The sequence below is a fragment of the Coprococcus sp. AF21-14LB genome (genome assembly GCF_003458885.1).
In the GTDB taxonomy this organism is placed as follows: Bacteria; Bacillota; Clostridia; order Lachnospirales; family Lachnospiraceae; genus UBA9414.
The window spans coordinates 43,903-69,238 of sequence record NZ_QRVX01000002.1 but is presented as its reverse complement, the minus strand read 5'-3'; the positions used below and the strand labels follow the sequence as shown (position 1 = coordinate 69,238).

Below are 25,336 nucleotides of genomic sequence, written 5' to 3'. Positions count from 1 at the left end.
GGATCGTGTATTTGAAGATTCTATTTATATTAAGGAAACAACAGGAGAAAATATATGACATTACAGGAGAAAACATTAGAAGTGATCCGGCGTTTGGCAGAAGAATATCCGGATGCAGACTGTACGCTTGATTATGATGAGGCATGGAAGCTGCTTGTCAGTGTAAGGCTTGCTGCCCAGTGCACAGACGAACGGGTAAATATTATTGTAGAAAAGCTGTTTGCCAAATATCCATCCATTGAGGCGCTGGCTGATGCATCGCCGGAAGAGATTGAAGCAATTGTGAAACCGTGTGGACTTGGAAAGAGTAAGGCACGGGATATCAGCGCATGCATGAGGATGCTGCGAGATGATTTCGGGGGAAAGATCCCGGATCAGTTTGATGATCTGATGAAGCTTCCGGGTGTGGGAAGAAAGAGCGCCAATCTGATTATGGGAGATGTGTTCCACAAGCCGGCCATTGTAACAGATACACACTGTATAAGACTTGTAAACCGCATTGGACTGGTGGATCAGATAAAAGAGCCAAAGAAAGTAGAGATGGCGCTTTGGAAGATTGTTCCGCCGGAAGAAGGAAGTGATTTTTGTCATCGGCTTGTATATCATGGAAGGGCAGTCTGTACAGCGCGGACGAAACCTTATTGCGATAAATGTTGTCTGAAAGATATCTGTGAGAAGAATGGAGTGCAGTAGATTCTATGAGAATAGAAATAGACAAAGACCTGCGGGCGTATATGAAGAAAAGTGGCAAGAATTATCTGATCGTGAAAGAAGAGGTATGCCACTGGTGAGGAGCTTCGCGTGTGGAGATGACGGCAAGAGTTGCCGGAGAAAGTTCAGTCAAAAGACTAAAGATAGAAGAATTTACTGTATTACAGGACGGCGGAACAAAAATATGGATCCAGAATGTTTATGTGCAAAAGTATAAAACGCTGCGGTTTCGCATGTCACCGGTCATTGAGAGCGGGCGTGCGGCAGTTCAGGGAATTGTTTAATAAAACAAAGCTCTGATATGCAGAGGAGATTGCACTTGTGAAATACATAAAAAGAAAGAGTTTATATTGACAAGAGTGGTTACACTACTCATAATAAACAACATTATAAGATGCAGCGAATAGGAGGAATCGCATGAGAAGCTTAGAATTAAGAAAAAATTTTTACTGGACAGGAATTGTAGACGATACACTGCGAGTATTTGATATTATTATGTATACGGAATTTGGTACTTCTTACAATTCATATGTATTAAAAGCCGGTGATAAAACAATTTTATTTGAGACGGCAAAAGCAAAATTCTTTGATGAATATCTGGAGAAATTAAAAGAGATTACAGAGATCGATCAGATTGATTATATTGTTGTCAATCATACAGAACCGGATCATGCCGGAAGTGTAGAGCGTCTTTTGGAAATCAATCCGGGATTGAAAATCATCGGAACCGGATGTGCGATTAATTTCTTAAAAGAAATTGTGAATGGAGAATTTACATCCATTATTGTCAAAGACAACCAGGAATTAAAGATTGGGGACAAGACATTGAAGTTTCTGTGTGTACCGAATCTTCACTGGCCGGACACAATGTATACTTATATAGAAGAAGAGCAGATTCTTGTTACTTGTGATTCCTTTGGTTCTCACTACGGCTTCCATGATGTGCTGAGAAGTAAAGTGACAGACGAAGAAGGGTATATGCGCGCAACAAAATATTACTTTGACTGCATCATCGGACCATTTAAACCATTTATGTTAAAAGCGCTTGCACGGGTGCGCGAATTAGACGTAACTATGATCTGCACCGGACATGGACCGGTACTTGACAGTCATATTCCGGAGCTGCTTGATATTTATGAGGAATGGTGTACAGTTGTAAATCCGAATCCGAAGAAAACAGTTATTATCCCGTATGTAAGTGCATATGGTTATACAAAAATGCTGGCAGAGAAAATTGCAGAGGGAATCAAAGCCAGTGGAGAGATTGATGTAAGAAGTTATGATATGGTAGAGGCAGACCAGGCGAAAGTGTTGGAAGAGCTTGGATTTGCAGACGGTATTTTATTTGGTACACCGACGATTGTCGGAGAGGCGCTGAAACCAATCTGGGATCTGACAACATCTATCTTTGCAGGAACTCATGGCGGTAAACTGGCGAGCGCGTTTGGAAGCTACGGTTGGAGCGGAGAAGGAGTTCCTCATATCGTGGAACGTTTGAAACAGCTTCGAATGAATGTGACAGAAGGGTTCCGGGTGAAATTTAAACCAGGTGAAGAGAACCTTATGGATGCCTTTGATTATGGATATAATTTCGGATGCCTGCTTCAGAAAAAAGAAAATCCAAGAAAGAAATCAGGTGCAAGGACACTTGTAAAATGCCTTGTCTGCGGAGAAATTTTTGATTCTTCTATTGAAGTATGCCCGGTATGCGGTGTTGGCAAGGAGAATTTTGTTTCAGTAGAGGTGGAAGAAAACACATTCCGCAATGATACGAAAAACTGCTATGTGATTCTCGGAAATGGAATTGCGGGATTACAGGCGGCTGCGGCAATCCGGGAACGGGACAAGACAGGTGATATCGTGATGGTTTCAGAAGAACCGTACCGTACTTATCATCGTCCGATGCTGACAAAATCCATTATGGCAGAGTTGGATGAAGAGCAGATTGCAGTGCAGGATGCATCCTGGTACGAAGAAAATCATATTCAGCTTGTACTTGGCAAAGAAGTGACAGAAATTCAGCCGGAGACACATACCGTAATCCTGGAGGATGGAAGTCAGTTCCTTTATACAAAGTTAATCTATGCAGCAGGCGCAAGATGCTTTGTTCCGCCAATCAATGGAGCCGGGAAGAAAGGCGTTGTTGCCATTCGCGGTCTGAAAGATGTAAAAGAGATTGAAACAATGCTTCCGTCTGTAAAGCATGTCGTTGTGATCGGTGGCGGTGTGCTGGGACTTGAGGCTGCCTGGGAATTGAAGAAATCCAAATGTGACGTAACGGTATTGGAAGCAGCTCCGATGCTTATGGGAAGGCAGCTGGATGAACCGGCAGCAGAACTTCTGAAAAAGATTGCGAAAGAGCAGGGAATAGATATTCACACAGGTGTACAGGTGGTGGAATTTACAGGAGAGGATCAGGTATCTTCTGTACTTCTTGCTGATGGAAGAGAGTTCCCGGCAGAACTTGTGATCGTTTCTGCAGGTGTAAGAGCCAATGCAGCTGTGCTGGAGAAATCAGGCGTGAAGACAGAAAAAGCTGTTGTAGTAAATGAGCGGATGGAGACAAGCGCTGCAGACATTTATGCGTGTGGAGACTGTGCAGAATTTGAAGGAATCAATTATGCAATCTGGCCGGAGGCAAGTGAACAGGGAAGAATCGCAGGCGCCAATGCGGCAGGAGATGAACTGGTTTATCAGGAAGTATCTTCCGGACTTAGCTTCCACGGCATGAAGACAGCGCTATTTGCAGCAGGAGATAACGGAAAGAATCCGAACCTGATCTATAAGACAGTAGAATTTAAGGATATGGGCAAGAAACATTATCAGAAGCTGTATTTCTTGAATAATCGTCTTTGCGGTGTCATTCTGATTGGAGATGTGAGCCGCATGGCAGAACTCACAGAGGCGTTGGAGAAAAGAGCTTCTTATAAAGAAGTTTTATAAAAAATCAAATCTTGATGAAATCTGATTAAAAAAGAAATTTGTGTTCAGGCAGGTTGACATTTTTCCCGTCCGATGCTACACTAAACTTACTTATATGACTGACGGAAGTGGAATTGACCACAGGAAGTATAAGGGAAAGATGCCGACCGTCTGGGCTGCAAATAGTTTGCGTCCCAGGCGTTTTTTATTTTGTAGGAGAGACGGTCGGGGAATTCAGACGATTTGTTACTGTTAATGTATGAGAAAAGAGATGTCAAAGGAGAAACACTCATGGAAATGCTTTCAATTGAAAAAGAATTACAGGGAAATTCCTATCCGGGAAGAGGAATCATCATTGGTAAAAGTGCTGACGGCAAGAAGGCAGTGACAGCATATTTTATTATGGGAAGAAGTGAAAACAGCAGAAATCGTGTTTTTGTAGAAGAAGGTGCAGGAATCCGCACACAGGCATTTGATGAATCAAAACTGACAGATCCAAGTCTGATCATTTATGCACCGGTCAGAGTACTTGGCAATAAGACAATCGTGACGAATGGAGATCAGACGGATACGATTTATGAAGGAATGGACAAACAGCTTACATTTGAACAGTCTTTGCGTACAAGAGAATTTGAACCGGATGCTCCGAACTATACACCTCGTATTTCAGGGATTATGCATATTGAGAATGGAAAATATAACTATGCAATGTCAATTTTAAAGAGCAATAACGGATGTCCGGATGGATGTAACCGCTATACATTTGCTTATGAGAATCCGAAGGCAGGAGAGGGACATTTTATCCACACATACAAATGTGACGGAAATTCGCTTCCAAGCTTTGAGGGAGAACCGAAGCTGATCGCAGTTCCGGATGAAATCGATGGATTTACAGAGACATTATGGAACAGCCTCAATGAAGATAATAAGGTGTCTTTATTTGTGCGCTATATTGATATTGAAACAGGAACTTACGAGACAAGAATCGTAAATAAAAATAAATAGCTCAATAGAGAATCACAAAGGAGTCTGAAATCATGAAAGAATTAGAATTAAAATATGGATGTAACCCAAATCAGAAGCCGTCAAAGATTTTTATGTCTGACGGACGTGAACTTCCGATTCAGGTATTAAACGGAAGACCGGGATATATTAACTTTATGGATGCATTTAATGGCTGGCAGCTTGTGAAAGAATTGAAGAAAGCAACAGGACTTCCGGCTGCAACTTCTTTCAAGCATGTATCACCGGCGGGAGCAGCAGTTGGTCTGCCGCTGAGTGAGACATTAGCTAAAATTTACTGGGTAGATGATCTTGGAGAACTTTCTCCGCTTGCATGTGCTTATGCGAGAGCAAGAGGCGCTGACAGAATGTCTTCTTTCGGAGATTTTATTTCACTTTCTGATGTGTGTGATGTTTCTACAGCAAAGATTATTAAGCGTGAAGTTTCTGACGGCGTGATTGCGCCGGGATATGAGCCGGAGGCGCTTGAAATCTTAAAAGCAAAGAAGAAAGGCAATTACAATATTATCCAGATTGATCCGGACTATGTACCGGCTCCGATCGAACATAAAGATGTGTTCGGTATTACATTTGAACAGGGAAGAAATGAACTGAAAATTGATGAAGAATTATTCGCAAATGTTGTTACAGAAAATAAAGAATTAACAGAGCAGGCAAAGATCGATCTTGCGATCGCTATGATTACATTAAAATATACACAGTCAAACTCTGTATGCTATGCAAAAGACGGACAGGCAATCGGTATTGGCGCCGGACAGCAGTCCCGTATTCATTGTACACGCCTTGCAGGAACAAAAGCAGATAACTGGTGGCTTCGTCAGAGCCCACAGGTGTTAGGTCTTCAGTTTGTAGACAAGATTGGACGTGCAGACCGTGATAACGCAATTGATCTTTACATCGGTGAAGATTATATGGATGTACTGGCTGATGGTGCATGGGAAAATATTTTTAAAGTAAAACCGGAAGTATTTACAAGAGAAGAGAAGCGTACATGGCTTGATAAGATGCAGGACGTTGCACTTGGCTCAGACGCGTTCTTCCCGTTTGGCGATAATATTGAGCGGGCGCATAAGAGCGGCGTGAAGTACATTGCACAGCCGGGCGGATCTGTCCGTGATGACAATGTAATTGAGACATGTAATAAATATCAGATGGCAATGGCATTTACAGGAATTCGTTTATTCCATCATTAAAAAGAATGGCCCCGGAGAGGCAGTAGTGAAGTTTCATATACTGCTGATCCGGGGCTTTTTGTGTGGAGAGAACTAAGGAATGCTGCAAAATCCTGTCGAAAGAAAGCGAACAGTGAAGGTGGAAGGAAAAGAAGGAGCAATGATACAATGAGAAGCGTATGGACTTGTGTAGTGAAAGAAGGGGGAAATGATAGTGAACAGACAGAAAAAAGAATCATATACACAGTTTCTGATGCCGCTTCCGCAGGCGCTTTTGAATTTTCTGGACCGGCTTTTGACTTCTCAGGAGGGGAGCCTTTTGGAAGACGATTTTGATAAATTGATGAACCTTGTAAGCGGCTATGCTTCTCGACGAGCCATTGCGGCGGCGGAAGTATTGCAGCAGGAATTTCGCAGCTGGAGGACAGGGCAGCAGACAAACCGTTACCGAATGATTGCGGCGTACGGGCTTCTTGTAACAGTGATAAAATATGAAGTGACAGGGATTTTTACGAAACCGGATCAGTGGTTTCGTGTCAAGGTCAGTGATTATGAACTTACGAATCCGATTTTTATTGTAGAGACAAATAAGCTGGCAGAGGAGCTGAAGTTTCCGGGAAAATACAAAATATAATGCATAAGAATTATTGTACAGGATAATCTTTTAAAGAAGATTTTACAAAAGAAGAGAAACTTTTTCATGTGTGAAGTGATATAATGAAAAGAGTAATATGCATTGAAGTTATGGAAGAGGGGGTATGACCTATGACAGAAAAACAGAACTATGACGTAATTATAATAGGGGCAGGTCCATCCGGAATTTTTTGCGCTTATGAACTTATGGAGAAGAAACCGAACCTTCGTATTCTGATGATTGAAAAAGGACGGTCAATTGAAAAGAGAAACTGTCCGAAGCGAAAAACAAAGGTATGTGTGGGATGTAATCCCTGTTCCATTACAACAGGATTTGCAGGGGCAGGAGCATTTTCAGATGGGAAATTATCGCTTTCTCCGGATGTTGGAGGAAACTTACCGGAGATTCTCGGTTATGAGTACACGGAGGAGCTTCTGAGGGAGGCAGATAAAATCTATCTGAAATTTGGAGCAGATAAAAAGATATATGGCATTGATGATGCAGCGGCGATCGAACGGCTGCGGACAAAGGCGATCCAGGCGAATTTGAAGCTGATCGAGTGTCCGATCCGTCATCTTGGAACAGAGGAAGGATACAAGATTTATACAAAACTCCAGCATCATTTGGAAGAAAAAGGAGTTGAGATTCGCTTTCTGACAATGGTGGAGGAACTTTTGACAGAAAAGGGGCGTGTCATTGGTGTACGAACAGATCATGGAGATAGTTTTTATGCACCGGAAATCGTGGCAGGTGTCGGGCGAGAAGGATCAGAATGGTTTTCCAACACATGCAGGAAGCTCGGGATTGAGACTGAGAATGGAACTGTTGATGTAGGGGTGCGTGTAGAAGTGCGCGACGAGATTATGAAAGAACTCAACGAGAAGCTTTACGAGGCAAAACTTGTATATTATACGCCGACATTTGATGATAAGGTAAGAGTATTTTGTACGAATCCATCGGGCGAAGTGGCGACAGAGTATTATGATGACCATTTGGCTGTTGTCAATGGACATGCGTATAAGTCCAGCGACCTTAAGACGAATAATACGAATTTTGCCCTGCTTGTTTCAAAGAATTTTACGAAACCGTTCCGTTCACCGATCGAATATGGAAAGCACATTGCACAGCTTGGAAATATGCTGTCCGGAGGGAAGATTCTTCTCCAACGCTATGGAGATTTTAAGCGTGGAAGAAGAACGACGGAGGAACGACTTTTACGAAACAATATTGTTCCGACGCTCAAAGATGCAGTTCCGGGTGACTTGTCTCTTGTATTTCCGCATCGGATCATGGTGGCCATTGATGAAATGCTTCGTGCACTTGATAAAGTAACGCCGGGAATTGCAAGTGACGAGACACTTCTCTATGGGGTGGAAGTAAAGTTCTATTCGAATAAGGTACTTGTGGATGATCGTTTTCAGACGAGTCTTCCGGGGCTTCGGGCAATCGGAGACGGGGCATCGGTAACGCGCGGACTGATGCAGGCGTCGGCAAATGGGATTGCAGTGGCAAGAGCGGTGATGCAGATTTTGGACAAATAATTACCAAAATTGTTTTTTGAGGTTGATTTTTGCGTCAAAAAGCATATAATAGAAAAAGATAATTGTGCAAAAAAAACGGACAATAATTCAAATAGAACATACTGGAGGACAGCATTATGGGGAAATATTTTGGAACAGACGGATTTCGCGGGGAAGCCAACAAAGTACTGACAGTGGAGCATGCATTTAAGATTGGACGGTATCTTGGATGGTATTTCGGACAGGATCATAAGGCACAGATCGTAATAGGAAAAGATACACGAAGAAGCAGTTACATGTTTGAATATGCATTGGCATCAGGACTGACAGCTTCCGGAGCGGATGCATATCTTCTTCATGTAACGACAACACCGAGCGTATCTTATGTAACACGAACAGAAGACTTTGACTGCGGTATCATGATTTCTGCAAGCCATAACCCATATTATGATAATGGAATTAAGCTGATCAATGGTCAGGGACAGAAGATTGAAGCAGAGATTGAAAAGAAAATTGAAGCCTATTTAGATGGGGAGACAGAAGAACTTCCGCTTGCTGTGCGGGGAGAGATCGGAAGAACGGTAGATTATTCCGCAGGCCGTAATCGCTATATCGGGCAGCTGATTTCTTTGGCGACAAGATCGTTTAAGGGAAAACGTGTTGGACTTGATTGTGCAAATGGAAGTGCATCAGCCATTGCAAAGAGTGTTTATGATGCTCTGGGAGCGAAAACTTATGTCATCAGTAATGAACCGGACGGGATCAATATCAATACGAATTGCGGATCTACCCATATTGAACAGCTTCAGGCATTTGTGAAAGAAAAAAACCTGGATATCGGATTTGCATTTGACGGAGACGCAGATCGCTGTATTGCGGTGGATGAGAATGGAAATGTTGTGGATGGCGATCTGATTCTCTATGTATGCGGTAAATATCTGAAAGAGCAGGGAAGGCTGAACCACGATACGGTAGTAACAACAGTCATGTCCAACCTCGGTCTGTATAAAGCATTTGATAAGGCAGGAATTGATTATGAGAAGACAAAGGTAGGAGACAAATATGTGTATGAGAATATGTCTCAGAATAACTACTCACTCGGTGGAGAGCAGTCCGGACATATCATTTTCAGCAAACATGCAACAACAGGAGACGGAATCCTTACTTCACTGATGATCATGGAGGCAGTTCTTGAGAAGAAACAGAGTCTTGGAAAGCTGACAGAAGAGGTAAAGATTTATCCGCAGCTGTTGAAAAATGTGCGTGTGTCCGATAAGACGGCAGCAAAGACGCATCCGGCTGTTGTAAAAGCAATTGAGGATGTGGAAGAAGCACTTGGACAGGAAGGACGTATTCTTGTAAGAGAGAGCGGAACAGAACCATTGCTGCGTGTTATGGTTGAGGCAGGGACTGATGAACTGTGTGAAAAATATGTACACCAGGTTATTGATGTTATGAAAGAAGAAGGTCTTGTAACAGAATAAATTACAGATAACTCTTTATAGAATGGGAAGATGTTTTAGAGTGTCCGGCAGCTGCTTATTGTCAGCTGCCGGATTTTATCTATTCATATTTCCAGAAAAATGGGTCATCATATACTGCGGCAGAGTCAAGTTCTTCTTCAATGCGAAGAAGGCGATTATATTTTGCAGTGCGTTCAGAACGGCATGGAGCGCCGGTAATCTGTCCGGTATTAAATGCGACGGAAAGATCGGAAATGAACGTATCTTCTGTTTCACCGGAGCGGTGAGAAATAACTGCTTTGTAGCCGTGGGAACGGGCGGTTTCAATGGCATCAACTGCCTCTGTCAGTGTTCCGATTTGATTGACTTTAATTAGAACTGCGTTGGCTGCGCCGCGGCCGATTCCGAGTTCCAGCCGTTTGCGGTTGGTAACAAAGAGATCGTCACCGACAAGCTGCACATCATTTCCAAGCCGTGTCGTGAGCAGTTCCCATCCATCCCAGTCTTCTTCATCCAGAGGATCTTCAATAGAAGCAATAGGAAATTCATTTATAAGTTCTTCATAATATTCAATCATTTCTTCAGAAGAACGGAGTATCTTAGTATTGTTTGCACGTCCTTCTCCTTCAAATATATATTTGTGAAAGGAAGTGTCATAGAGTTCACTGGCCGCTGCATCAAGTGCAATTACGATGTCTTCTTTTGGTTGATAGCCGGCACGCCGAATTGCTTCCGTTATGACAGAGAGCACGGCTTTTGCATTGGAGAGTTCCGGAGCAAATCCGCCCTCGTCGCCAACAGCAGTAGAAAGATTTTGTTCTTTTAAGAGATTTCGCAGCGTATGGTAAATTTCAGAGCCGATGCGAAGAGATTCATGAAACGAACAGGCTTTTGTCGGCATGATCATAAATTCCTGAAAATCAATATTATTATCTGCGTGACGTCCGCCGTTTAAAATGTTCATCATTGGAACAGGAAGCCGATGGGCATTGATTCCGCCAAGATAACGATAAAGCGGAAGTTTTATTGCCTGGGCGGCAGCTCTTGCACAGGCAAGAGAGACACCGAGCATGGCATTGGCACCAAGATTACTTTTGTTGTCAGTTCCGTCTCGGCGAAGAAGAAGCGCGTCAATCTGTCTCTGATCGAAAACATTCATGCCAACCAGGGCATCTGCAATATCGCAATTGACGTGATCGACGGCACGGAGTACACCAAGACCACGGTAACGATTTTCACCGTCCCGCAGTTCAACTGCTTCAAATTGTCCTGTAGAAGCGCCGGATGGAACGGCTGCGCGTCCGAGAATATCATTTCCGGCAAGTACATCTACTTCAATCGTAGGATTGCCGCGGGAGTCAAGAATTTCCCGGGCAAAAATATCTTTTATCGGTAAAAAATGGTACATACTGATTCCTCCTTTTCGGAATTAGTATGTACCATGTGATTCAATTTTATTGCAGCGAAGAGCTGTCACAAAAATCCAGTTAAAGTTTTAAATGAATTTATTGTTTGCTGCAGATTTCATATAGTGATGAAGAACATAGCCAAATGCAGCAGGAAGAAGAAGTCCGCGGATAATGCTGGAAATTGAAATACTCCACCAGACACCATTTAATCCAAGAGCAGTAGCGGAAAGCGCTAATGCCATAGGAATTCGAAGCGCAGTAAAAATAATAATGATGAGCGAGGAGAAGATAGATTTTCCAAGTCCTTGGAAAGCTCCTGCAGCAGTCATTTCCAGGCATGCAAATACTTCGGAAACAGCAAGTATTTTCAGATAGTCTACTCCAATCGGCACAACATCTGCTTCATGAATGAAGATTTGCATAAGCTGTTCCGGAAAGACAAAAAGTACAACGCTTGTGAATGTTCCCCAGAGAAGCATGATCGTCATAGCAGTAAAATAGCCCTTGCGGATACGTTCTTTTTTACCGGCGCCGTGATTTTGGGCAATAAAGGAATTGACCGCAGAGCCGAATCCTTCGGCAGTCATCCAGGCAATACTTTCAATCTGTGCTCCAACTTTTTGTACAGCTACGGCGGCTGCTCCATAGTCTGCCACGATACGGGCGATGGTCATGGAAATCATAGAAAAGAGCATACTCTGAAGACCTACAGGAAGACCGAGCTTTACCATCTCTATGATATGGGACATAGATGCCGGTTTGAGCAGATGCATATTTGAGAAGAGCAAAGACTCTGAGGAGAGCGCTCTTATATACATAAGAAATACAATAATCTGTGCGAAGACAGTTGCAATTGCAGCTCCGGCAACTCCAAGTTTAGGGAGAGGTCCGACTCCGTAGATCAGCAGGGGATCAAGTATGATATTGATTACCAGCCCGACTGTTGTGGAGCGAAAGGTAACAATACTGCTTCCAAGAGCAGTCATCAGTCCGGTAAAGATCTGATTTAGAAAATTAAAGATAACAAGTCCGCCTGTTATCATAAGATAGGCCTTTGCATCTGCAATTACCGCAGGGTCATTTAGTTTGTAAAAACTGATGAGTGGTTCGGCAAATAAGACACTGATGATTCCAAATAAAATACTAAAGAAAATGCCGATCTGCAGATCTCCTTTGGCATATTGAACTGCATGTTCTGTTTCTCCAGCTCCAAGAGCATGAGCTACTTTAATCTGTCCGCCAATCTTTGGAACCGTGATTGTGCCATTAAAAAGCCATGTAAACATACCGGCAGCTCCAACTGCGGCAACTGCGCCGCTTCCGATGCCTCCAATCCAGACCATATCAGTTAGATTGTACGCCATTTGTATAAAGGAGGTGCCCATAATCGGAAATGCAAGCCGGGCGAGAGAAGCAGTTATCGGTCCGTTTAATAAATCAACTTTTTTCATGAGTATATCCTCTCTTCCTTTTTGTAAACACTATGCTATATTTTACTTCGTTTCAAATATATTTACAAGAAGATTAGAAGTATTTTGAAGAAAAAAGATAAGATTGCATACAATTATACATGTCTGTAATTCATTGACTTATAAGTATATAAGGAGTACAATTTAAAGGAATTTGCAGATGGAAAATCTGTTGAAAAATCTATATAGTTACAGGAGAAGAGTAAACATGGAACTTCGAAGAAAAGTCAAGATTTTTTGGATTTTGACGTTTGGAACGCTGCTGATGGCTGTGGGGGTTTATTTTTTCAAATTTCCGAATAATTTTACGTTTGGAGGAATTACAGGTCTTTCGGTAGTGGTTGCAAAAACAGGAGTAATGAGTGCATCTAACTTTACATTTATTGCCAATATGGTGCTATTGTTACTCGGATTTATTTTTCTTGGCAAAGAGCTTGGAATTATGACAACGTACTGCAGTGTGCTGCTGTCATTTGCATTGGATGCGCTGGAACGTTACATTCCGATGGATGCACCGCTGACAGATCAGCCAATGTTGGAATTACTGTTTGCAGTAGCGGTGCCGGCTTTGGCTAGTGCGCTTTTATTTAATGTAGGTGCGACAAGTGGCGGAACAGATATTGTTGCCATGATCTTAAAGAAGTATACCAGTGTAGATATTGGTCAGGCGCTTATGATTTCGGATGTAGTTGTAACGCTGGCAGCCTTTTTCGTATTTGATGTGAAGACGGGATTGTATTCGCTGCTTGGTCTGTCTATCCGTTCGTTTATGGTAGACAGCTTTATTGAGAGTTTAAATCTTCACAAGTATTTTACTGTTGTCTGTGACAATCCGCAGCCAATCTGTGATTATATTACGCATGAGATTAATCGAAGTGCGACAGTCTGTGAGGCAAAGGGAGCATTTTCCGGAAGCAATAAATACATTATATTTACTGTTATGAATCGTATGGAAGCAGTGAAACTTAGAAACTATATTAAGATTCAGGAGCCGCATGCATTTATTCTCATTTCCAATACGAGTCAGATTATTGGAAAAGGATTCCACAGTGTGTAATTAAGTCTTGCCAGTGGAGAAAAACTATGGTATCATATATTAGTGGTTTTACCGTAGGAGGTGTATAGAATATGGAAATTTTAAAAATTGTATTAACTATTTTATTTGTAATAGACTGTATCGCATTGACAATCATCGTGTTACTGCAGGAAGGCAAGTCAGCAGGCCTTGGGACAATTGCCGGAGGAGCAGATACATACTGGGGACAGAATAAGGGACGTTCTATGGAAGGAGCCCTTGTAAAGTCTACAAAGTTTTTGGCAATTTTATTTTTAGTTCTTGCAGCAGTATTGAACTTAAAAGTATTTGCATAATTGAGAATGGAAACAGATTGATGATGGAACACTCTATTTTTAGAAATAGGGTGTTTCTTTGTATATTGTATTAGAATTCTTTTGCAGTATCATTTCAAAAGTGAGATGCAAAAGCAGACGGAGAAAGGAAGTGAAGTATGCGAAATACATTTGAAAAACGTAAAAAACTGATTTATGATTTTATTTGTGATGAGTTTTATGTACCGATGAAGTTTAAGGAGATTGCCATGCTCCTGCAAGTTCCGAAAGAGGCAAGGGGAGATCTGAAAGAGGTGCTGGAAAGCTTGGAAGCTGAAGGGAAGATCCATGTGACGCAGACTGGAAAGTATATGAAAGGAGAGGCAAATAAGCTGATCGGGTACTTTCAGGCCAATGCGAGAGGATTTGGATTTGTGACGATTGAAAATGAGGAAGAAGATATTTTCATCGGAGAAGATGATCTTGGAGGCGCTTTTGACGGAGACCGTGTGGAAGTTGTCATTATAAAAAAACCGGATGGAAAGCGAAAAGAAGGAAAGATCGTGAAGATACTGGAGCGTGGTGTGACGAAAGTTGTAGGATATTTCCAACGCAGCAAGAACTTTGGTTTTGTACTTCCGGATAATCAGAAGTTCCAAAAAGACATTTTTATTCCGCTGGAGCGGTCTAAGGGCGCGGTGACAGGGCATAAGGTCGTGGCAGAGATTACATCTTACGGTTCAAAAGATAAGAAACCGGAAGGAAAGATCGTGGAGATTTTGGGACATGTCAATGATCCGGGAGTGGATATTATGTCGATTATCAGAACCTACGATCTGCCAACAGAATTTCCGGAAAAGGTGCTGAACCAGGCAGAGCGTGTTTCATCTCCTGTCAGCACGCAGGATATGGCGGGCAGGATGGATCTTCGGCAGTGGCAAATGGTTACAATCGATGGTGAGGACGCCAAAGATCTAGACGATGCAATTTCGATCGAAGAAGATGGAGAAAGATATCGTCTTGGTGTTCACATTGCAGATGTGACAAATTATGTGCAGGAGAACAGTGCGCTTGACTGGGAAGCGCTGAAACGCGGAACAAGCGTGTATCTGGCAGACCGGGTGATTCCGATGCTGCCGCACATACTGTCCAATGGAATCTGCTCTCTCAATGCAGGAGAAGACCGACTGGCTCTGAGCTGTATTATGTGGATTGACCGGAAAGGAAATGTAACGGATCATAAGATCACGGAGACAGTGATACGGGTAGATGAACGTATGTCTTACACAAGTGTTAAGAAGATACTGGAAGAGCAGGATGAGGCAGAATGTGAGCGTTATCAGGAGCTGATCCCGATGTTTGAAAGGATGCGTGATCTGGCTTCGATTCTGAGAGCAAAGCGAAAGAAGAGAGGTTCCATTGATTTTGATTTTCCGGAAACGAAAATGATTTTAGATGAAAATGGAGTTCCGTTGGAATTGCGGCCTTATGACAGAAATGTGGCGACAAAGATTATCGAAGACTTTATGCTGATTGCCAATGAGACGGTGGCAGAAGATTTCTTCTGGCAGGAAATTCCTTTTGTTTATCGTACCCACGATGTGCCGGATGAAGATAAGATTAAGAAATTTGCTACATTTGTTAATAATTTCGGACACTCTCTGCATATTTCTAATAAAGAGGTTCACCCAAAAGAAATTCAGAAACTGCTTGCAAAAGCAGAGGGAACACCAGAGGAAGACTTGATTAGCCGGCTGGCGCTTCGTTCAATGAAGCGGGCAAAATATACGCCGGAAAATACAGGGCATTTCGGATTGGCAGCGTCCTATTACTGTCATTTTACATCTCCGATCAGAAGATATCCGGATCTTCAGATCCATCGGATTATCAAAGAAACGCTGCGGGGACGGATGGATACAAAAAGACAGGAGCATTATGAGAGTATTCTGCCAGAAGTGACACAAAAGTGCAGCGAGCTTGAGCGAAGAGCTGATGAGGCAGAGCGAGAGACTGTAAAGCTGAAAAAAGTTGAATATATGAAACAGCACGTTGGAGAAGTATTTGAAGGTGTTATTTCAGGTGTCACAAAATGGGGACTGTATGTGGAACTTGACAATACAGTGGAAGGTCTTGTGCATGTAGTCAATATGACAGATGATCATTACGATTACCGGGAAGATACCTACGAGATGGTTGGAGAGCATCTGAAAAAGGCATATCGCCTTGGAGAGACTGTGAAGGTTCAGGTACTTGGAACGGATGATCTTGCAAGAACAATTGATTTTAAAATAGTGGAGGAACGGCATGGCAAAAGGACAGGGGACGAAGCTGATCGCAAATAATAAAAAAGCGTATCACGATTATTTTATTTTAGACACATATGAAGCAGGAATCGCGCTCCACGGTACGGAAGTGAAATCACTTCGCATGGGGCAGTGCAGCATTAAAGAAGCTTTTATTCGGATTGAGAATGGGGAAATGTTTATTTACGGTATGCACATTAGTCCTTATGAGAAGGGAAATATTTTCAACAAAGATCCGCTGCGGACGAGAAAACTGCTCCTTCATAAAAATGAGATTCTGAAAATGCTTGGTAAGATGAAGGAGAAAGGAATTGCCGTGATTCCGCTGAAAGTATATTTAAAGGGAAGCCTTGTAAAAGTGGAGATCGGTCTTGCCCGTGGTAAGAAGCTTTATGATAAGCGGGATGATATTGCGAAGAAGGACCAAAAGCGAGAAGCAGAACGAGAATTCAAAGTACGCAATTTTGGTTAAAATTTACTTGTTATTTTAATTGGAATCGGATATACTATATATGTACTCTGCGTACCAGGGCTTGTACTGGTTTCGACGGGGGTTTAGAAGTTGGAGTAGCCATCCGCAGTGCGGAACTGCGTTGTCATCCGCAAACTTTAAAATTAAACGCAGAAGATAATTTAGCGTACGCTGCCTAATTGCGGCAGCAGTCGGCCTTAAGTCACTCACCGCTTAAGTAACCGGCTTCATCCAGGTGGGGCACTCTGTTGCCAAAGCTTTGCGGCGGCAGAAGATTTTATGAAGCTACTGAAGTGAACAGCCTGTCGCTGGGCGGTTTATGGAGGGAATGAAAGTATAGCGACTGTGATTGGAAGAAGCTGCAATGGAAGAGCTTTCGGACAGGGGTTCGATTCCCCTCAGGTCCATTGATAAGATTCCGGGATATCCGGGATTTTGGGCAAGAAAAAGGTGCTGTTGGTTGAGGTGACCTCTCAACTGACAGCACCTTTTTGGTATTGTTGAAATATCCGGAAATGGTAATAACTCTTTAGAATACAAAATCCCCCGAAAGGTTATCGTTGAGATATGCCTTCCGGGGGTTTTGTAAAGGAATGAAGAAAAATCTATGTAAACTTAAAGTCAGTTGACTGAGTTAGTCGAAGTCCGGCAGCAGTATGAACGGAATCAATACAACTGCCGTCTTCATTGATTTGATACTGTTAGTATAATAGAAATTTATGAGTAATTTATGTCAGCATTGTAAAGCTTTTCTAAAAAACCTTATAAAATTCTGAAGAAAATATAAGGAAGGCTTGAAATGATTTTTTCACACATCTAACATAAATCTATGGTAAAATAATACCAATTATGAATGAATTAGCATTTTGGTGTGGAAAGAAATGATAGAGGTGAAGATAATGGAGAAATTAAAGATTTTGGTAGTCGATGATGAGAGCCGAATGAGAAAGCTTGTAAAAGATTTCCTGGAACGGGAAGGGTATGAAGTGCTTGAGGCAGGAGACGGGATGGAAGCAATGGATGTGTTTTATGAGAACAAGGACATCGCGCTGATGATCCTCGATGTGATGATGCCGAAGATGGACGGTTGGCAGGTCTGCCGTGAGATCCGTCAGGAGTCGAAGCTTCCAATCATTATGCTGACGGCAAGAGCAGATGAGCGGGATGAACTGCAAGGCTTTGAACTTGGAGTGGATGAGTATATTTCCAAACCATTCAGCCCAAAGATTCTTGTGGCAAGAGTTTCAGCAATTTTAAGAAGAACAAATGCGCTGACAAATGATGAAGTGGTAGATGCAGGCGGTATTTTGATTGATAAAGCAGCGCACACGGTAAAGATTGGAGAGAAGGAAATTGACCTTAGCTTTAAAGAGTTTGAATTGTTATCGTATTTTGTAGAGAATCAGGGGATTGCGCTTTCCCGGGAGAAGATTCTGAATCATGTCTGGAATTATGATTATTTTGGGGACGCGCGGACAATTGATACCCATGTGAAAAAGCTTCGGAGCAAACTTGGAGATAAGGGAGAATATATTAAGACAATCTGGGGCATGGGATATAAATTTGAGGTGTAATCCATGAAAAAATCAATTAATCATCAGATGATGCTTCTGTTTGTAGGAATTGTCGCTCTTGCGCTTTTACTTTTGGCATTTATGAACACAACCTTTCTGGAGCGATACTATATTACAAATAAAGAGCAGGATCTTATTCGTGTATATGAGGGATTTAACAGAGTTGTGAAGGATGATGAGATGACTGCAGAAACGATTGAAGCGGAAATCGGTTCTACGATTGAGCGGGGAAATATTTCTGTTCTTGTCTGTAACTCTGCCTGGAGCAGTATTGTGACAACAGAGACAACAGAAATTGGGAAGAAAGTCATGCAGACACAGCTTATGATGAATATTTTGCATCAGAATCCGAATTCAGTTATTCTGAAAAGAGGAGAAGACTATGAGATCCATAAGGCGAAAGGTGTTGGAACAGAGTCAGAATATATTGAAATGTGGGGCTATCTTGACAATGGATATACGTATTTGTTCCGGACACCGATTGAGAGTATCCGGGAGAGCATTCTAATCACAGGAAAGTTTTTGACTTATGTGGGAACAGGGATTATTCTGCTTTGCCTTGTAGTGATATGGTATTTTTCCAGAAGGATTACAGAGCCGATCCTGGAACTGGCGCAGCTTTCCAGGAAGATGGCAGATCTGGATTTTGATGTGAAATATACAAGGGGCGGCGAGGATGAAATTGCCGTACTTGGAGATAATTTTAATAAAATGTCTGAGAATCTGGAGCGGACAATCTCCGAACTGAAGAAGGCAAATTATGAATTGCAGAAGGACATTGAGAAAAAAGAAAAGATTGAGACGATGCGTACAGAATTTCTTGGAAATGTTTCCCATGAACTGAAGACGCCAATCGCTCTTATTCAGGGGTATGCGGAAGGATTGAAAGAAGGAATCAGCGATGATCCGGAAAGCCGAGAATTCTATTGTGATGTGATCATGGATGAAGCAGGAAAAATGAACCGGATGGTGAAGAACCTTCTGACGTTGAATCAGTTGGAGTTTGGGAGCCAGGATGTACAGTTTGCCAGATTTGATATTATTGAACTGATCGAGGGCGTACTGGAAAGCATGCGGATTATGGCAGAGCAAAAGGAAGCCAAAATAAGCTTTGTACATCAGGGACCGGTATATGTGTGGGCAGATGAGTTCCAGATAGAGCAGGTTGTACGAAATTATGTCAGCAATGCGCTGAACCATCTGGATGGAGAACATGTAGTTGAAGTAAAGGTACAGCAAAAGGAAAGCGTCAGAATCAGTGTGTTTAACACAGGAACACCAATTCCGGAAGCGGATGTGGAACATATCTGGGAGAAGTTCTATAAAGTAGATAAAGCTAGGACAAGAGAGTACGGCGGAAATGGAATCGGACTTTCCATTGTAAAGGCGATTATGGAATCCATGCAGCAGCCATATGGTGTGAGAAACTATGACAATGGTGTTGAATTCTGGTTTGAACTTGATGTAAAATAAATCCATGCAGCAGTTCAAACAGAACAGGAGTTAGCCGATAGGAGTATGAGTTATGGGAGCAATTACAAATGACTGGCTTGTTCCGCTTGGAGCGGAATTTAAGAAGCCTTATTATAAAAAATTATATGAGACGATTTTGCATGAATATCAGACACGGCAGATTTTTCCGCCGGCCAATGATATTTTTAATGCATTTCATTTGACACCGCTTAAGGATGTGAAGGTGGTGATTCTTGGACAGGATCCGTATCACGGAGACGGACAGGCGCATGGGCTTTGCTTTTCGGTGAAGCCGGAGGTGGACATTCCACCGTCACTTGTGAATATTTATCAGGAACTTCACGATGATCTTGGATGTACGATTCCGAATCACGGTTACCTTGTAAAATGGGCAGAGCAGGGAGTGCTGATGCTGAATACAGTGTTGACGGTGCGGGCACATCAGGCCAACTCACATCGGGGACTTGGATGGGAAGAGTTTACCGATGCGGCGATCAGGCTCTGAATGAACAGGATCGCCCGATTGTTTTTATTTTATGGGGAAGACCGGCACAGACGAAGAAAAGTATGCTGAATAATCCAAAACATTTGATTCTGGAAGCGCCGCACCCAAGTCCGCTGTCAGCATACCGGGGATTTTTTGGAAGCAGACCATTTAGTCAGACGAATCGTTTTCTGGAAGAGCACGGTGTAACGCCGATCGATTGGCAGATCGACCCGGTGTAAATGGAATAAGAATAGGCAAATGAGAAAGGCAGCTTGGGAAAATCGGGAGGAATTTAGTTGAAAAGGAGATTGACAATAGGAATTTTGCTTGGAGTGCTTTGTATGCAAAGCGGCTGTGCAAAGATTCAGGAATATTTTGAAACACCGTTGGAAGAAGGTCTTGCATATTTGAAGGAAGAAAAATACAGTGAGGCGATTGCGTCATTTGAAGCATCTATTGATAAACAAAAAGATGTGGGGGAAGCGTATCGAGGGATTGGGATTGCTTACTGGGAGCAGGAGAATTATCAGCAGGCAGAAGAGGCATTTACCGATGCGCTGTTAAATGGAGTGGATAAGACGGGAACACTTTACAACTTTCTTGCGATCTGCGACTGGAAGGAACAGGATCTGGATGGGGCACTGCAGGATTTTATGACAGGAATCCGCTGTGAGCCGGAGGGGAGCGAGCTTCGTCAGGAAATGGAATTTAACGTCATTTGTATTTATGAGGAGAAGCGGGACTGGTCGAATGCAAAAGCGCGGATGGAAGAGTATATTGCTGCTTATCCGGAAGATGAGCAGGCACAAAAAGAAGCAGAATTTCTGAGAACGAGATAGGAGACAGAGATTGATAGAATAAAACAGGAAATGGAAAAAGTAATACTGGTAGGTGTGCAGGAGCAGGACGGCGATGACACAGAGCGTTCTTTAAAAGAGCTGGAAGAGCTGGTGAAGACTGCAGGAGCCAGTGCGGTTGGAGTTGTGATCCAGAAGAGGGAATTGATTCATCCGGGGACATATGTAGGAAAAGGAAAACTTGAGGAAATTAAAGAACTGCTCTGGGAGACAGAGGCTTCCGGAATTGTCTGTGATGATGAGCTGTCTCCGGCACAGCTTGGCAACCTGCGGGATGAACTGGATGTGAAGATTATGGATCGGACACTTGTGATTCTGGATATTTTTGCAGCCAGAGCAACGACAAGTGAAGGAAAGATACAGGTAGAGCTGGCGCAGCTGAAATACAGACAGTCAAGGCTGACCGGTTTAGGAACAGCGATGTCCAGACTTGGAGGCGGGATCGGAACGAGAGGTCCCGGAGAGAAGAAGCTTGAAATGGATCGGCGCCTGATCAAAGGAAGGATTGCCCAGCTTAACCGGGAATTAAAGGAAGTGAAGCGGCATCGGGAAGTAGCGCGGGAACATCGGAAGAAGAACCGGATTCCGGTGATTGCCATTGTCGGATACACGAATGCGGGCAAATCCACACTTTTAAACACGCTGACAGGAGCAGAGGTATTAAGCGAGGACAAATTGTTTGCAACCCTTGATCCAACGACAAGAGGGCTTTTGCTTTCCGGAAAACAGGAAGTGCTTCTGACAGATACGGTTGGATTTATCCGGAAACTGCCGCACCATTTGATTGAAGCATTTAAAAGTACACTGGAGGAGGCAAAATATGCCGATATGATTTTGCATGTGGTAGATGCTTCCAATCCGGAGATGGATGAACAGATGTATATCGTCTATGAGATTTTAAAGGAACTTGGAGTGACAGAAAAACCGATCATTACTGCATTTAATAAGCAGGATCGTCTGAGTGGAGATGAAATTCTGAGAGATTTTAAAGCAGATAGAACGGTTGGAATTTCAGCAAAGACAGGCAAAGGTCTGGAAGAGTTGAAAGCGGTTATAGAAGAGCTGCTGCGGGAGCAGAAAATGGCCATCGAAAAGCTTTATACCTACGAAGAAGCAGGACAGATCCAGTTGATACGAAAATATGGAGAACTGATTAAAGAAGAATACCGGGAAGACGGGATCTATGTTCAGGCGTTTGTTCCGGTGGAGTTGTATCAGAAAATTGAGGCGGGGAAATCGCGATGAAAAATTATCAGATTACACAGTGGTGTCATCACTGGATACAAAATCAGGTCAGAGAGGGCGATGTTTGTATTGATGCGACTGTTGGCAATGGAAATGATACAGAGCTTCTGTGCAGCCTTGTAGGAGCAGAAGGAAAGGTATATGGATTTGACATTCAAGAACAGGCGCTTCGTGCAGCGAAAAAGCGCCTTGAAGACGCCGGATTATCGGAGAGGGCGGAGTTATTTTTGGCAGGACATGAAGAAATGGACCGCTATATAGAGAAACAACTGTATGGAAAGATTTCCTGTATTGTTTTTAATTTCGGTTATCTTCCGGGAGGTTCCCATGAGTTTTCTACAAAGCCGCAGACAAGTATCTGCGCCATCGAGAAAGGGCTTTCTCTTTTAAAAAAAGAGGGGATGATGAGTCTTTGTATTTATAGCGGAGGCGACAGTGGATTTGCAGAGCGGGATGCTTTGCTTGCATATTTGAAAAATCTTGATTCGAAGAATTATCTTGTAATCCTGAGTTCCTACTATAACCGTCCAAACAATCCGCCGATTCCGGTCATGATCGTGAAGAAATAATTTATGTATTTTGCAGATGAGAAAGGGTTTCCCGCGGTGATTCGTGGAAAACCTTTTTGTATGCTCTGGAAAATGTGGAATAATCCTGAAATCCACAGTCAAAACAAATCTGCGTGATAGGAATCTCTCTCATCAGAAGTTCTTTGGCATAGAGAAGCCGTTTCTCGGTAATATAATTGCCGATCGTGTAGCCGGTCTCTGCCTTAAAGGTACGCATCATGTGATAGCGGCTCATGAAAAAACGATTTGCAATCTCATCAATACGAAGTTCTTCTGTCAGGTGTTCACTGATATACTGCATAATTCCCAGTACCTTTGGGTGATAGTGGACAGTATCAATGAAGGTCAGGTAATCGGACAGAGAGGCACGGTTTAAATGGACAAGAAATTCTAAAAAAAGCAGTTCCTGGTAAAAATCAGATGCATAGCCGCTGTCTGAAAAGGATTGCTCCAGACGTTTGATACTTTTGAACAAGGAGCTTTTTTCCAGAGATGGAATGCGGACAACGCTAGAATGAACCTCTTGGGCTTTCTGGAAACAACAGGAGAGAGAGAGGTTTTCAAGAAATGCAGGTTCCACATAGGCAATGATCCGCTCATAAGGACTTTTGCTGTGGATGACCGGCTTATGAATCTCATTGCGATTTACAAGCACAATGTCGTATGATTTCAGATTGTAGGATTTGCCTTCCACAATATAGCTTACGTCCCCCTGAAGAAAGATAAGGATTTTATGAAAGTCATGGTAATGAAATTCAAATGTTTTCTGATCGGTATCAAGAATATGAAAAAGCTGAAAGCGGCTGTTCAAATATCCTTGTCTGTCATATACTGGCATAAGATTCCTCCTGCAATAAGTTGTTTTGGAAGTGAAAAAGTTCTATAATGATATTATATAGCACAATTTACAATGTAGAAAGCATTATTTCTGTATCTATGAGAAATAATGCGTGATATACTTTCTATAAGTATTGCGAGACATCGGAAAATGGAGGTTGGAGCGATGGAAATTATTATCGAAAAATATCATGGACTGGGAAACGATTATTTTGTATTCGATCCAAATAAAAATGAATTGAAATTGACAGAAAAGAATGTAAAGCTGCTTTGCGATAAAAATTTTGGAATGGGCTCAGATGGCGTGTTGGAAGGACCGATCATGATGGAAGAAGGAATCGGAGTAAGGATCTGGAATCCAGATGGAAGTACAGCAGCGCAGAGCGGAAATGGTGTCCGTATTTTTGCAAAATATTTAAAAGATGCAGGATATGTGCAGAAAAAGCATGTGAAACTTCACACAGAAGGAAGAGATGTGGAAGTCAGTTATCTGAATGAAGATGGAAGCCGTCTGAAGGTATCCATGGGAAAACTTTCTTTCTGGAGTGATGAGATTCCGGTTACAGGAGAGCGCCGGGAAGTGATCAATGAAGATATGGTATTTGGAAGAACGCTGTATCCAACGACTTGTGTGAATATTGGAAATCCACATTGCGTGATTCCGATGCGGGAGATATCAAAACCGCTTGTATGTAAAATCGGAAATTATTCTGAGATAGCAAGGTGTTTTCCGGATCGCATTAATACACAGCTGCTGAAAGTACTTGACAAAGAGAATATTCAGATCGAGATTTTTGAGAGAGGCGCCGGATATACGGTTGCTTCCGGTACAGGGGCCTGTGCAGCAGCAGGAGCAGCATATAAGCTTGGTATGACGAATCCGAAGATGACAGTCCATATGCCGGGAGGACAGCTTCAGGTAGAAATTCAGGAAGACTGGGAAGTGTTTATGACAGGAGATGTGTTCTATGTGGGCAAAATTACATTAAGCAGCGAGTTTACAGAACTGCTCCGGGCTGTGTAGAAAGAAATAAAAAAGAAATAGATAAGACTGTATGTTTTGTGTTCCGAGATGATATGTTTCGGTAAGCCGTGGCATACAGTCTTTTGTTTACATGGCAGGAAGAATTGTGATATGATGTTTCGGAACAGAAAAGGGAAACAGGTGAGAAGAAATGAAGCAGGAAAAAAACAAAACACGCCAGATGTCAGAGACGTTTCTGATGGGAACACTTTTGGCATTGACTGGGGGATTTCTGGATGCTTATACCTATATATCAAGGGGCGGTGTTTTTGCCAATGCTCAGACAGGAAATATTGTGCTGCTTGGTCTGAATATGGCTTCCGGCCAATGGAGTCGGGTGCTCTATTATCTTGTTCCGATCATTGCTTTTGTACTTGGAATCTTTTTAGCAGAGAGTATCCGGGGAAAATGTATGTACAATAGAAAAATGCATTGGAGGCAGCTCGTATTGATTCTGGAGATTCTTGTACTGCTGTTTGTTGCAGTGCTTCCCCAGGGGAAATTCGATATGATAGCAAATGTGGCAGTTTCATTTATTTGTGCAATGCAAGTGGAGAGTTTCCGAAAAGTAAATGGGAATACGTTTGCTACGACAATGTGTACAGGAAACCTGCGCAGCGGAACAGAAAGACTCTATCGGTTTGGCCGGACAGGAGAGGTAAAGGAACTTGAAAAGAGTCTGCAGTATTATGGAATTATTTTAATATTTATTATAGGAGCTATGGCAGGCATGTGGCTTACGAAACAGTTCGCGCAAAAAGCAGTATTATTTGCCTGCGGAATGCTTTTTATGGCATTTCTAATGATGTTTGTGCGGTCGGAAGAAGACTGCCGCCAGTGAAA

At 42.6% G+C, this 25,336-nt stretch carries 22 protein-coding genes, 1 other RNA gene, 1 pseudogene and 1 riboswitch; of the genes and pseudogenes, 21 read left to right on the top strand and 3 right to left on the bottom strand.

The genetic code is table 11. The annotated features are described in order from the left end of the window. Positions 1-54 precede the first annotated feature (54 nt). From DWX73_RS00985 to glmM, 8 genes are all read left to right on the top strand, one after another. A complete protein-coding gene (locus DWX73_RS00985) occupies positions 55-693 on the top strand; it encodes an endonuclease III domain-containing protein (RefSeq protein ID WP_118346276.1) in 639 nt (212 codons plus the stop codon). Between the two features lie 110 nt (positions 694-803). After that, a complete protein-coding gene (locus DWX73_RS00980; RefSeq protein WP_118346275.1) occupies positions 804-995 on the top strand; it encodes a hypothetical protein in 192 nt (63 codons plus the stop codon). A 133-nt stretch (positions 996-1,128) separates the two neighbouring features. After that, on the top strand, positions 1,129-3,654 hold the full coding sequence (locus DWX73_RS00975) for an FAD-dependent oxidoreductase (RefSeq protein ID WP_118346274.1): 2,526 nt from the start codon (positions 1,129-1,131) through the stop codon (positions 3,652-3,654). An 84-nt stretch (positions 3,655-3,738) separates the two neighbouring features. Then, positions 3,739-3,817: riboswitch (ZMP/ZTP riboswitch) on the top strand. Between the two features lie 107 nt (positions 3,818-3,924). Then, positions 3,925-4,638 carry an IMP cyclohydrolase gene (locus DWX73_RS00970; protein WP_118346273.1) on the top strand — a complete coding sequence of 238 codons (714 nt, stop codon included), beginning with the start codon at positions 3,925-3,927 and terminating at the stop codon, positions 4,636-4,638. 32 nt (positions 4,639-4,670) lie between these two features. After that, the gene (locus tag DWX73_RS00965) at positions 4,671-5,849 is read left to right on the top strand and encodes a phosphoribosylaminoimidazolecarboxamide formyltransferase (RefSeq protein ID WP_118346272.1); all 1,179 of its coding nucleotides are present in this window, start codon (positions 4,671-4,673) and stop codon (positions 5,847-5,849) included. A 193-nt stretch (positions 5,850-6,042) separates the two neighbouring features. After that, positions 6,043-6,462, top strand: coding sequence for a hypothetical protein (locus DWX73_RS00960; RefSeq protein WP_147334764.1), 420 nt, complete (start codon positions 6,043-6,045; stop codon positions 6,460-6,462). A gap of 131 nt (positions 6,463-6,593) precedes the next feature. Next, positions 6,594-8,003 carry an NAD(P)/FAD-dependent oxidoreductase gene (locus DWX73_RS00955; RefSeq protein WP_118346270.1) on the top strand — a complete coding sequence of 470 codons (1,410 nt, stop codon included), beginning with the start codon at positions 6,594-6,596 and terminating at the stop codon, positions 8,001-8,003. A 116-nt stretch (positions 8,004-8,119) separates the two neighbouring features. Next, complete coding sequence (gene glmM / locus DWX73_RS00950; protein WP_118346269.1) at positions 8,120-9,466, top strand: phosphoglucosamine mutase; 1,347 nt, start codon at positions 8,120-8,122, stop codon at positions 9,464-9,466. Positions 9,467-9,545: 79 nt separating this feature from the next. Here glmM and eno read toward each other — a convergent pair whose 3' ends face one another. Both eno and DWX73_RS00940 read right to left on the bottom strand, forming a co-directional pair. Continuing rightward, the gene (eno, locus tag DWX73_RS00945) at positions 9,546-10,853 is read right to left on the bottom strand and encodes a phosphopyruvate hydratase (RefSeq protein ID WP_118346268.1); all 1,308 of its coding nucleotides are present in this window, start codon (positions 10,851-10,853) and stop codon (positions 9,546-9,548) included. Between the two features lie 87 nt (positions 10,854-10,940). Beyond that, positions 10,941-12,305: an MATE family efflux transporter gene (locus tag DWX73_RS00940; RefSeq protein ID WP_118346267.1), complete on the bottom strand. Its 1,365-nt coding sequence runs from the start codon at positions 12,303-12,305 to the stop codon at positions 10,941-10,943. A gap of 226 nt (positions 12,306-12,531) precedes the next feature. Between DWX73_RS00940 and DWX73_RS00935 the strand changes: the two genes are divergently transcribed. The 11 genes and pseudogenes from DWX73_RS00935 (at position 12,532) to DWX73_RS00885 (ending at position 22,632) form a co-directional block, all read left to right on the top strand. Then, the gene (locus DWX73_RS00935) at positions 12,532-13,380 is read left to right on the top strand and encodes a YitT family protein (RefSeq protein ID WP_118346266.1); all 849 of its coding nucleotides are present in this window, start codon (positions 12,532-12,534) and stop codon (positions 13,378-13,380) included. Positions 13,381-13,451: 71 nt separating this feature from the next. Further along, a complete protein-coding gene (secG, locus tag DWX73_RS00930) occupies positions 13,452-13,694 on the top strand; it encodes a preprotein translocase subunit SecG (protein WP_118346265.1) in 243 nt (80 codons plus the stop codon). Positions 13,695-13,831: 137 nt separating this feature from the next. Further along, positions 13,832-15,994, top strand: coding sequence for a ribonuclease R (gene rnr / locus DWX73_RS00925; RefSeq protein ID WP_118346264.1), 2,163 nt, complete (start codon positions 13,832-13,834; stop codon positions 15,992-15,994). Then, positions 15,957-16,427 (top strand): SsrA-binding protein SmpB, encoded by a 471-nt coding sequence (gene smpB, locus DWX73_RS00920; RefSeq protein ID WP_118346263.1) that lies wholly within the window; start codon positions 15,957-15,959, stop codon positions 16,425-16,427. The genes rnr and smpB overlap by 38 nt, the downstream gene beginning before the upstream one ends. Before the next feature lie 57 nt (positions 16,428-16,484). Continuing rightward, positions 16,485-16,837, top strand: a transfer-messenger RNA (tmRNA) gene (ssrA, locus tag DWX73_RS00915). A gap of 489 nt (positions 16,838-17,326) precedes the next feature. Beyond that, a complete protein-coding gene (locus tag DWX73_RS00910; protein ID WP_118346262.1) occupies positions 17,327-18,001 on the top strand; it encodes a response regulator transcription factor in 675 nt (224 codons plus the stop codon). 3 nt (positions 18,002-18,004) lie between these two features. Then, entirely contained in the window at positions 18,005-19,474 is a 1,470-nt protein-coding gene (locus tag DWX73_RS00905) for a sensor histidine kinase (RefSeq protein WP_118346261.1), read from the top strand. Between the two features lie 52 nt (positions 19,475-19,526). Further along, a pseudogene (locus DWX73_RS00900) lies at positions 19,527-20,200 on the top strand (uracil-DNA glycosylase). A gap of 57 nt (positions 20,201-20,257) precedes the next feature. Further along, positions 20,258-20,800 carry a tetratricopeptide repeat protein gene (locus DWX73_RS00895; protein WP_118346260.1) on the top strand — a complete coding sequence of 181 codons (543 nt, stop codon included), beginning with the start codon at positions 20,258-20,260 and terminating at the stop codon, positions 20,798-20,800. A gap of 30 nt (positions 20,801-20,830) precedes the next feature. Further along, positions 20,831-22,063, top strand: a complete 1,233-nt coding sequence (hflX, locus tag DWX73_RS00890; RefSeq protein WP_118346259.1) for a GTPase HflX — start codon at positions 20,831-20,833, stop codon at positions 22,061-22,063. After that, positions 22,060-22,632 carry a class I SAM-dependent methyltransferase gene (locus DWX73_RS00885; RefSeq protein WP_118346258.1) on the top strand — a complete coding sequence of 191 codons (573 nt, stop codon included), beginning with the start codon at positions 22,060-22,062 and terminating at the stop codon, positions 22,630-22,632. The genes hflX and DWX73_RS00885 overlap by 4 nt, the downstream gene beginning before the upstream one ends. Position 22,633: 1 nt before the next feature. On the opposite strand, the gene DWX73_RS00880 is transcribed toward DWX73_RS00885, so the two are convergent. Then, on the bottom strand, positions 22,634-23,470 hold the full coding sequence (locus DWX73_RS00880) for an AraC family transcriptional regulator (RefSeq protein ID WP_118346257.1): 837 nt from the start codon (positions 23,468-23,470) through the stop codon (positions 22,634-22,636). A 165-nt stretch (positions 23,471-23,635) separates the two neighbouring features. Here DWX73_RS00880 and dapF point away from each other — a divergent pair, with 165 nt between their 5' ends. Together dapF and DWX73_RS00870 are read left to right on the top strand one after the other, a co-directional pair. After that, positions 23,636-24,493: a diaminopimelate epimerase gene (gene dapF / locus DWX73_RS00875; RefSeq protein WP_118346256.1), complete on the top strand. Its 858-nt coding sequence runs from the start codon at positions 23,636-23,638 to the stop codon at positions 24,491-24,493. A 151-nt stretch (positions 24,494-24,644) separates the two neighbouring features. Further along, on the top strand, positions 24,645-25,334 hold the full coding sequence (locus tag DWX73_RS00870) for a YoaK family protein (RefSeq protein WP_242996511.1): 690 nt from the start codon (positions 24,645-24,647) through the stop codon (positions 25,332-25,334). The last annotated feature ends 2 nt before the right edge of the window (positions 25,335-25,336 follow it).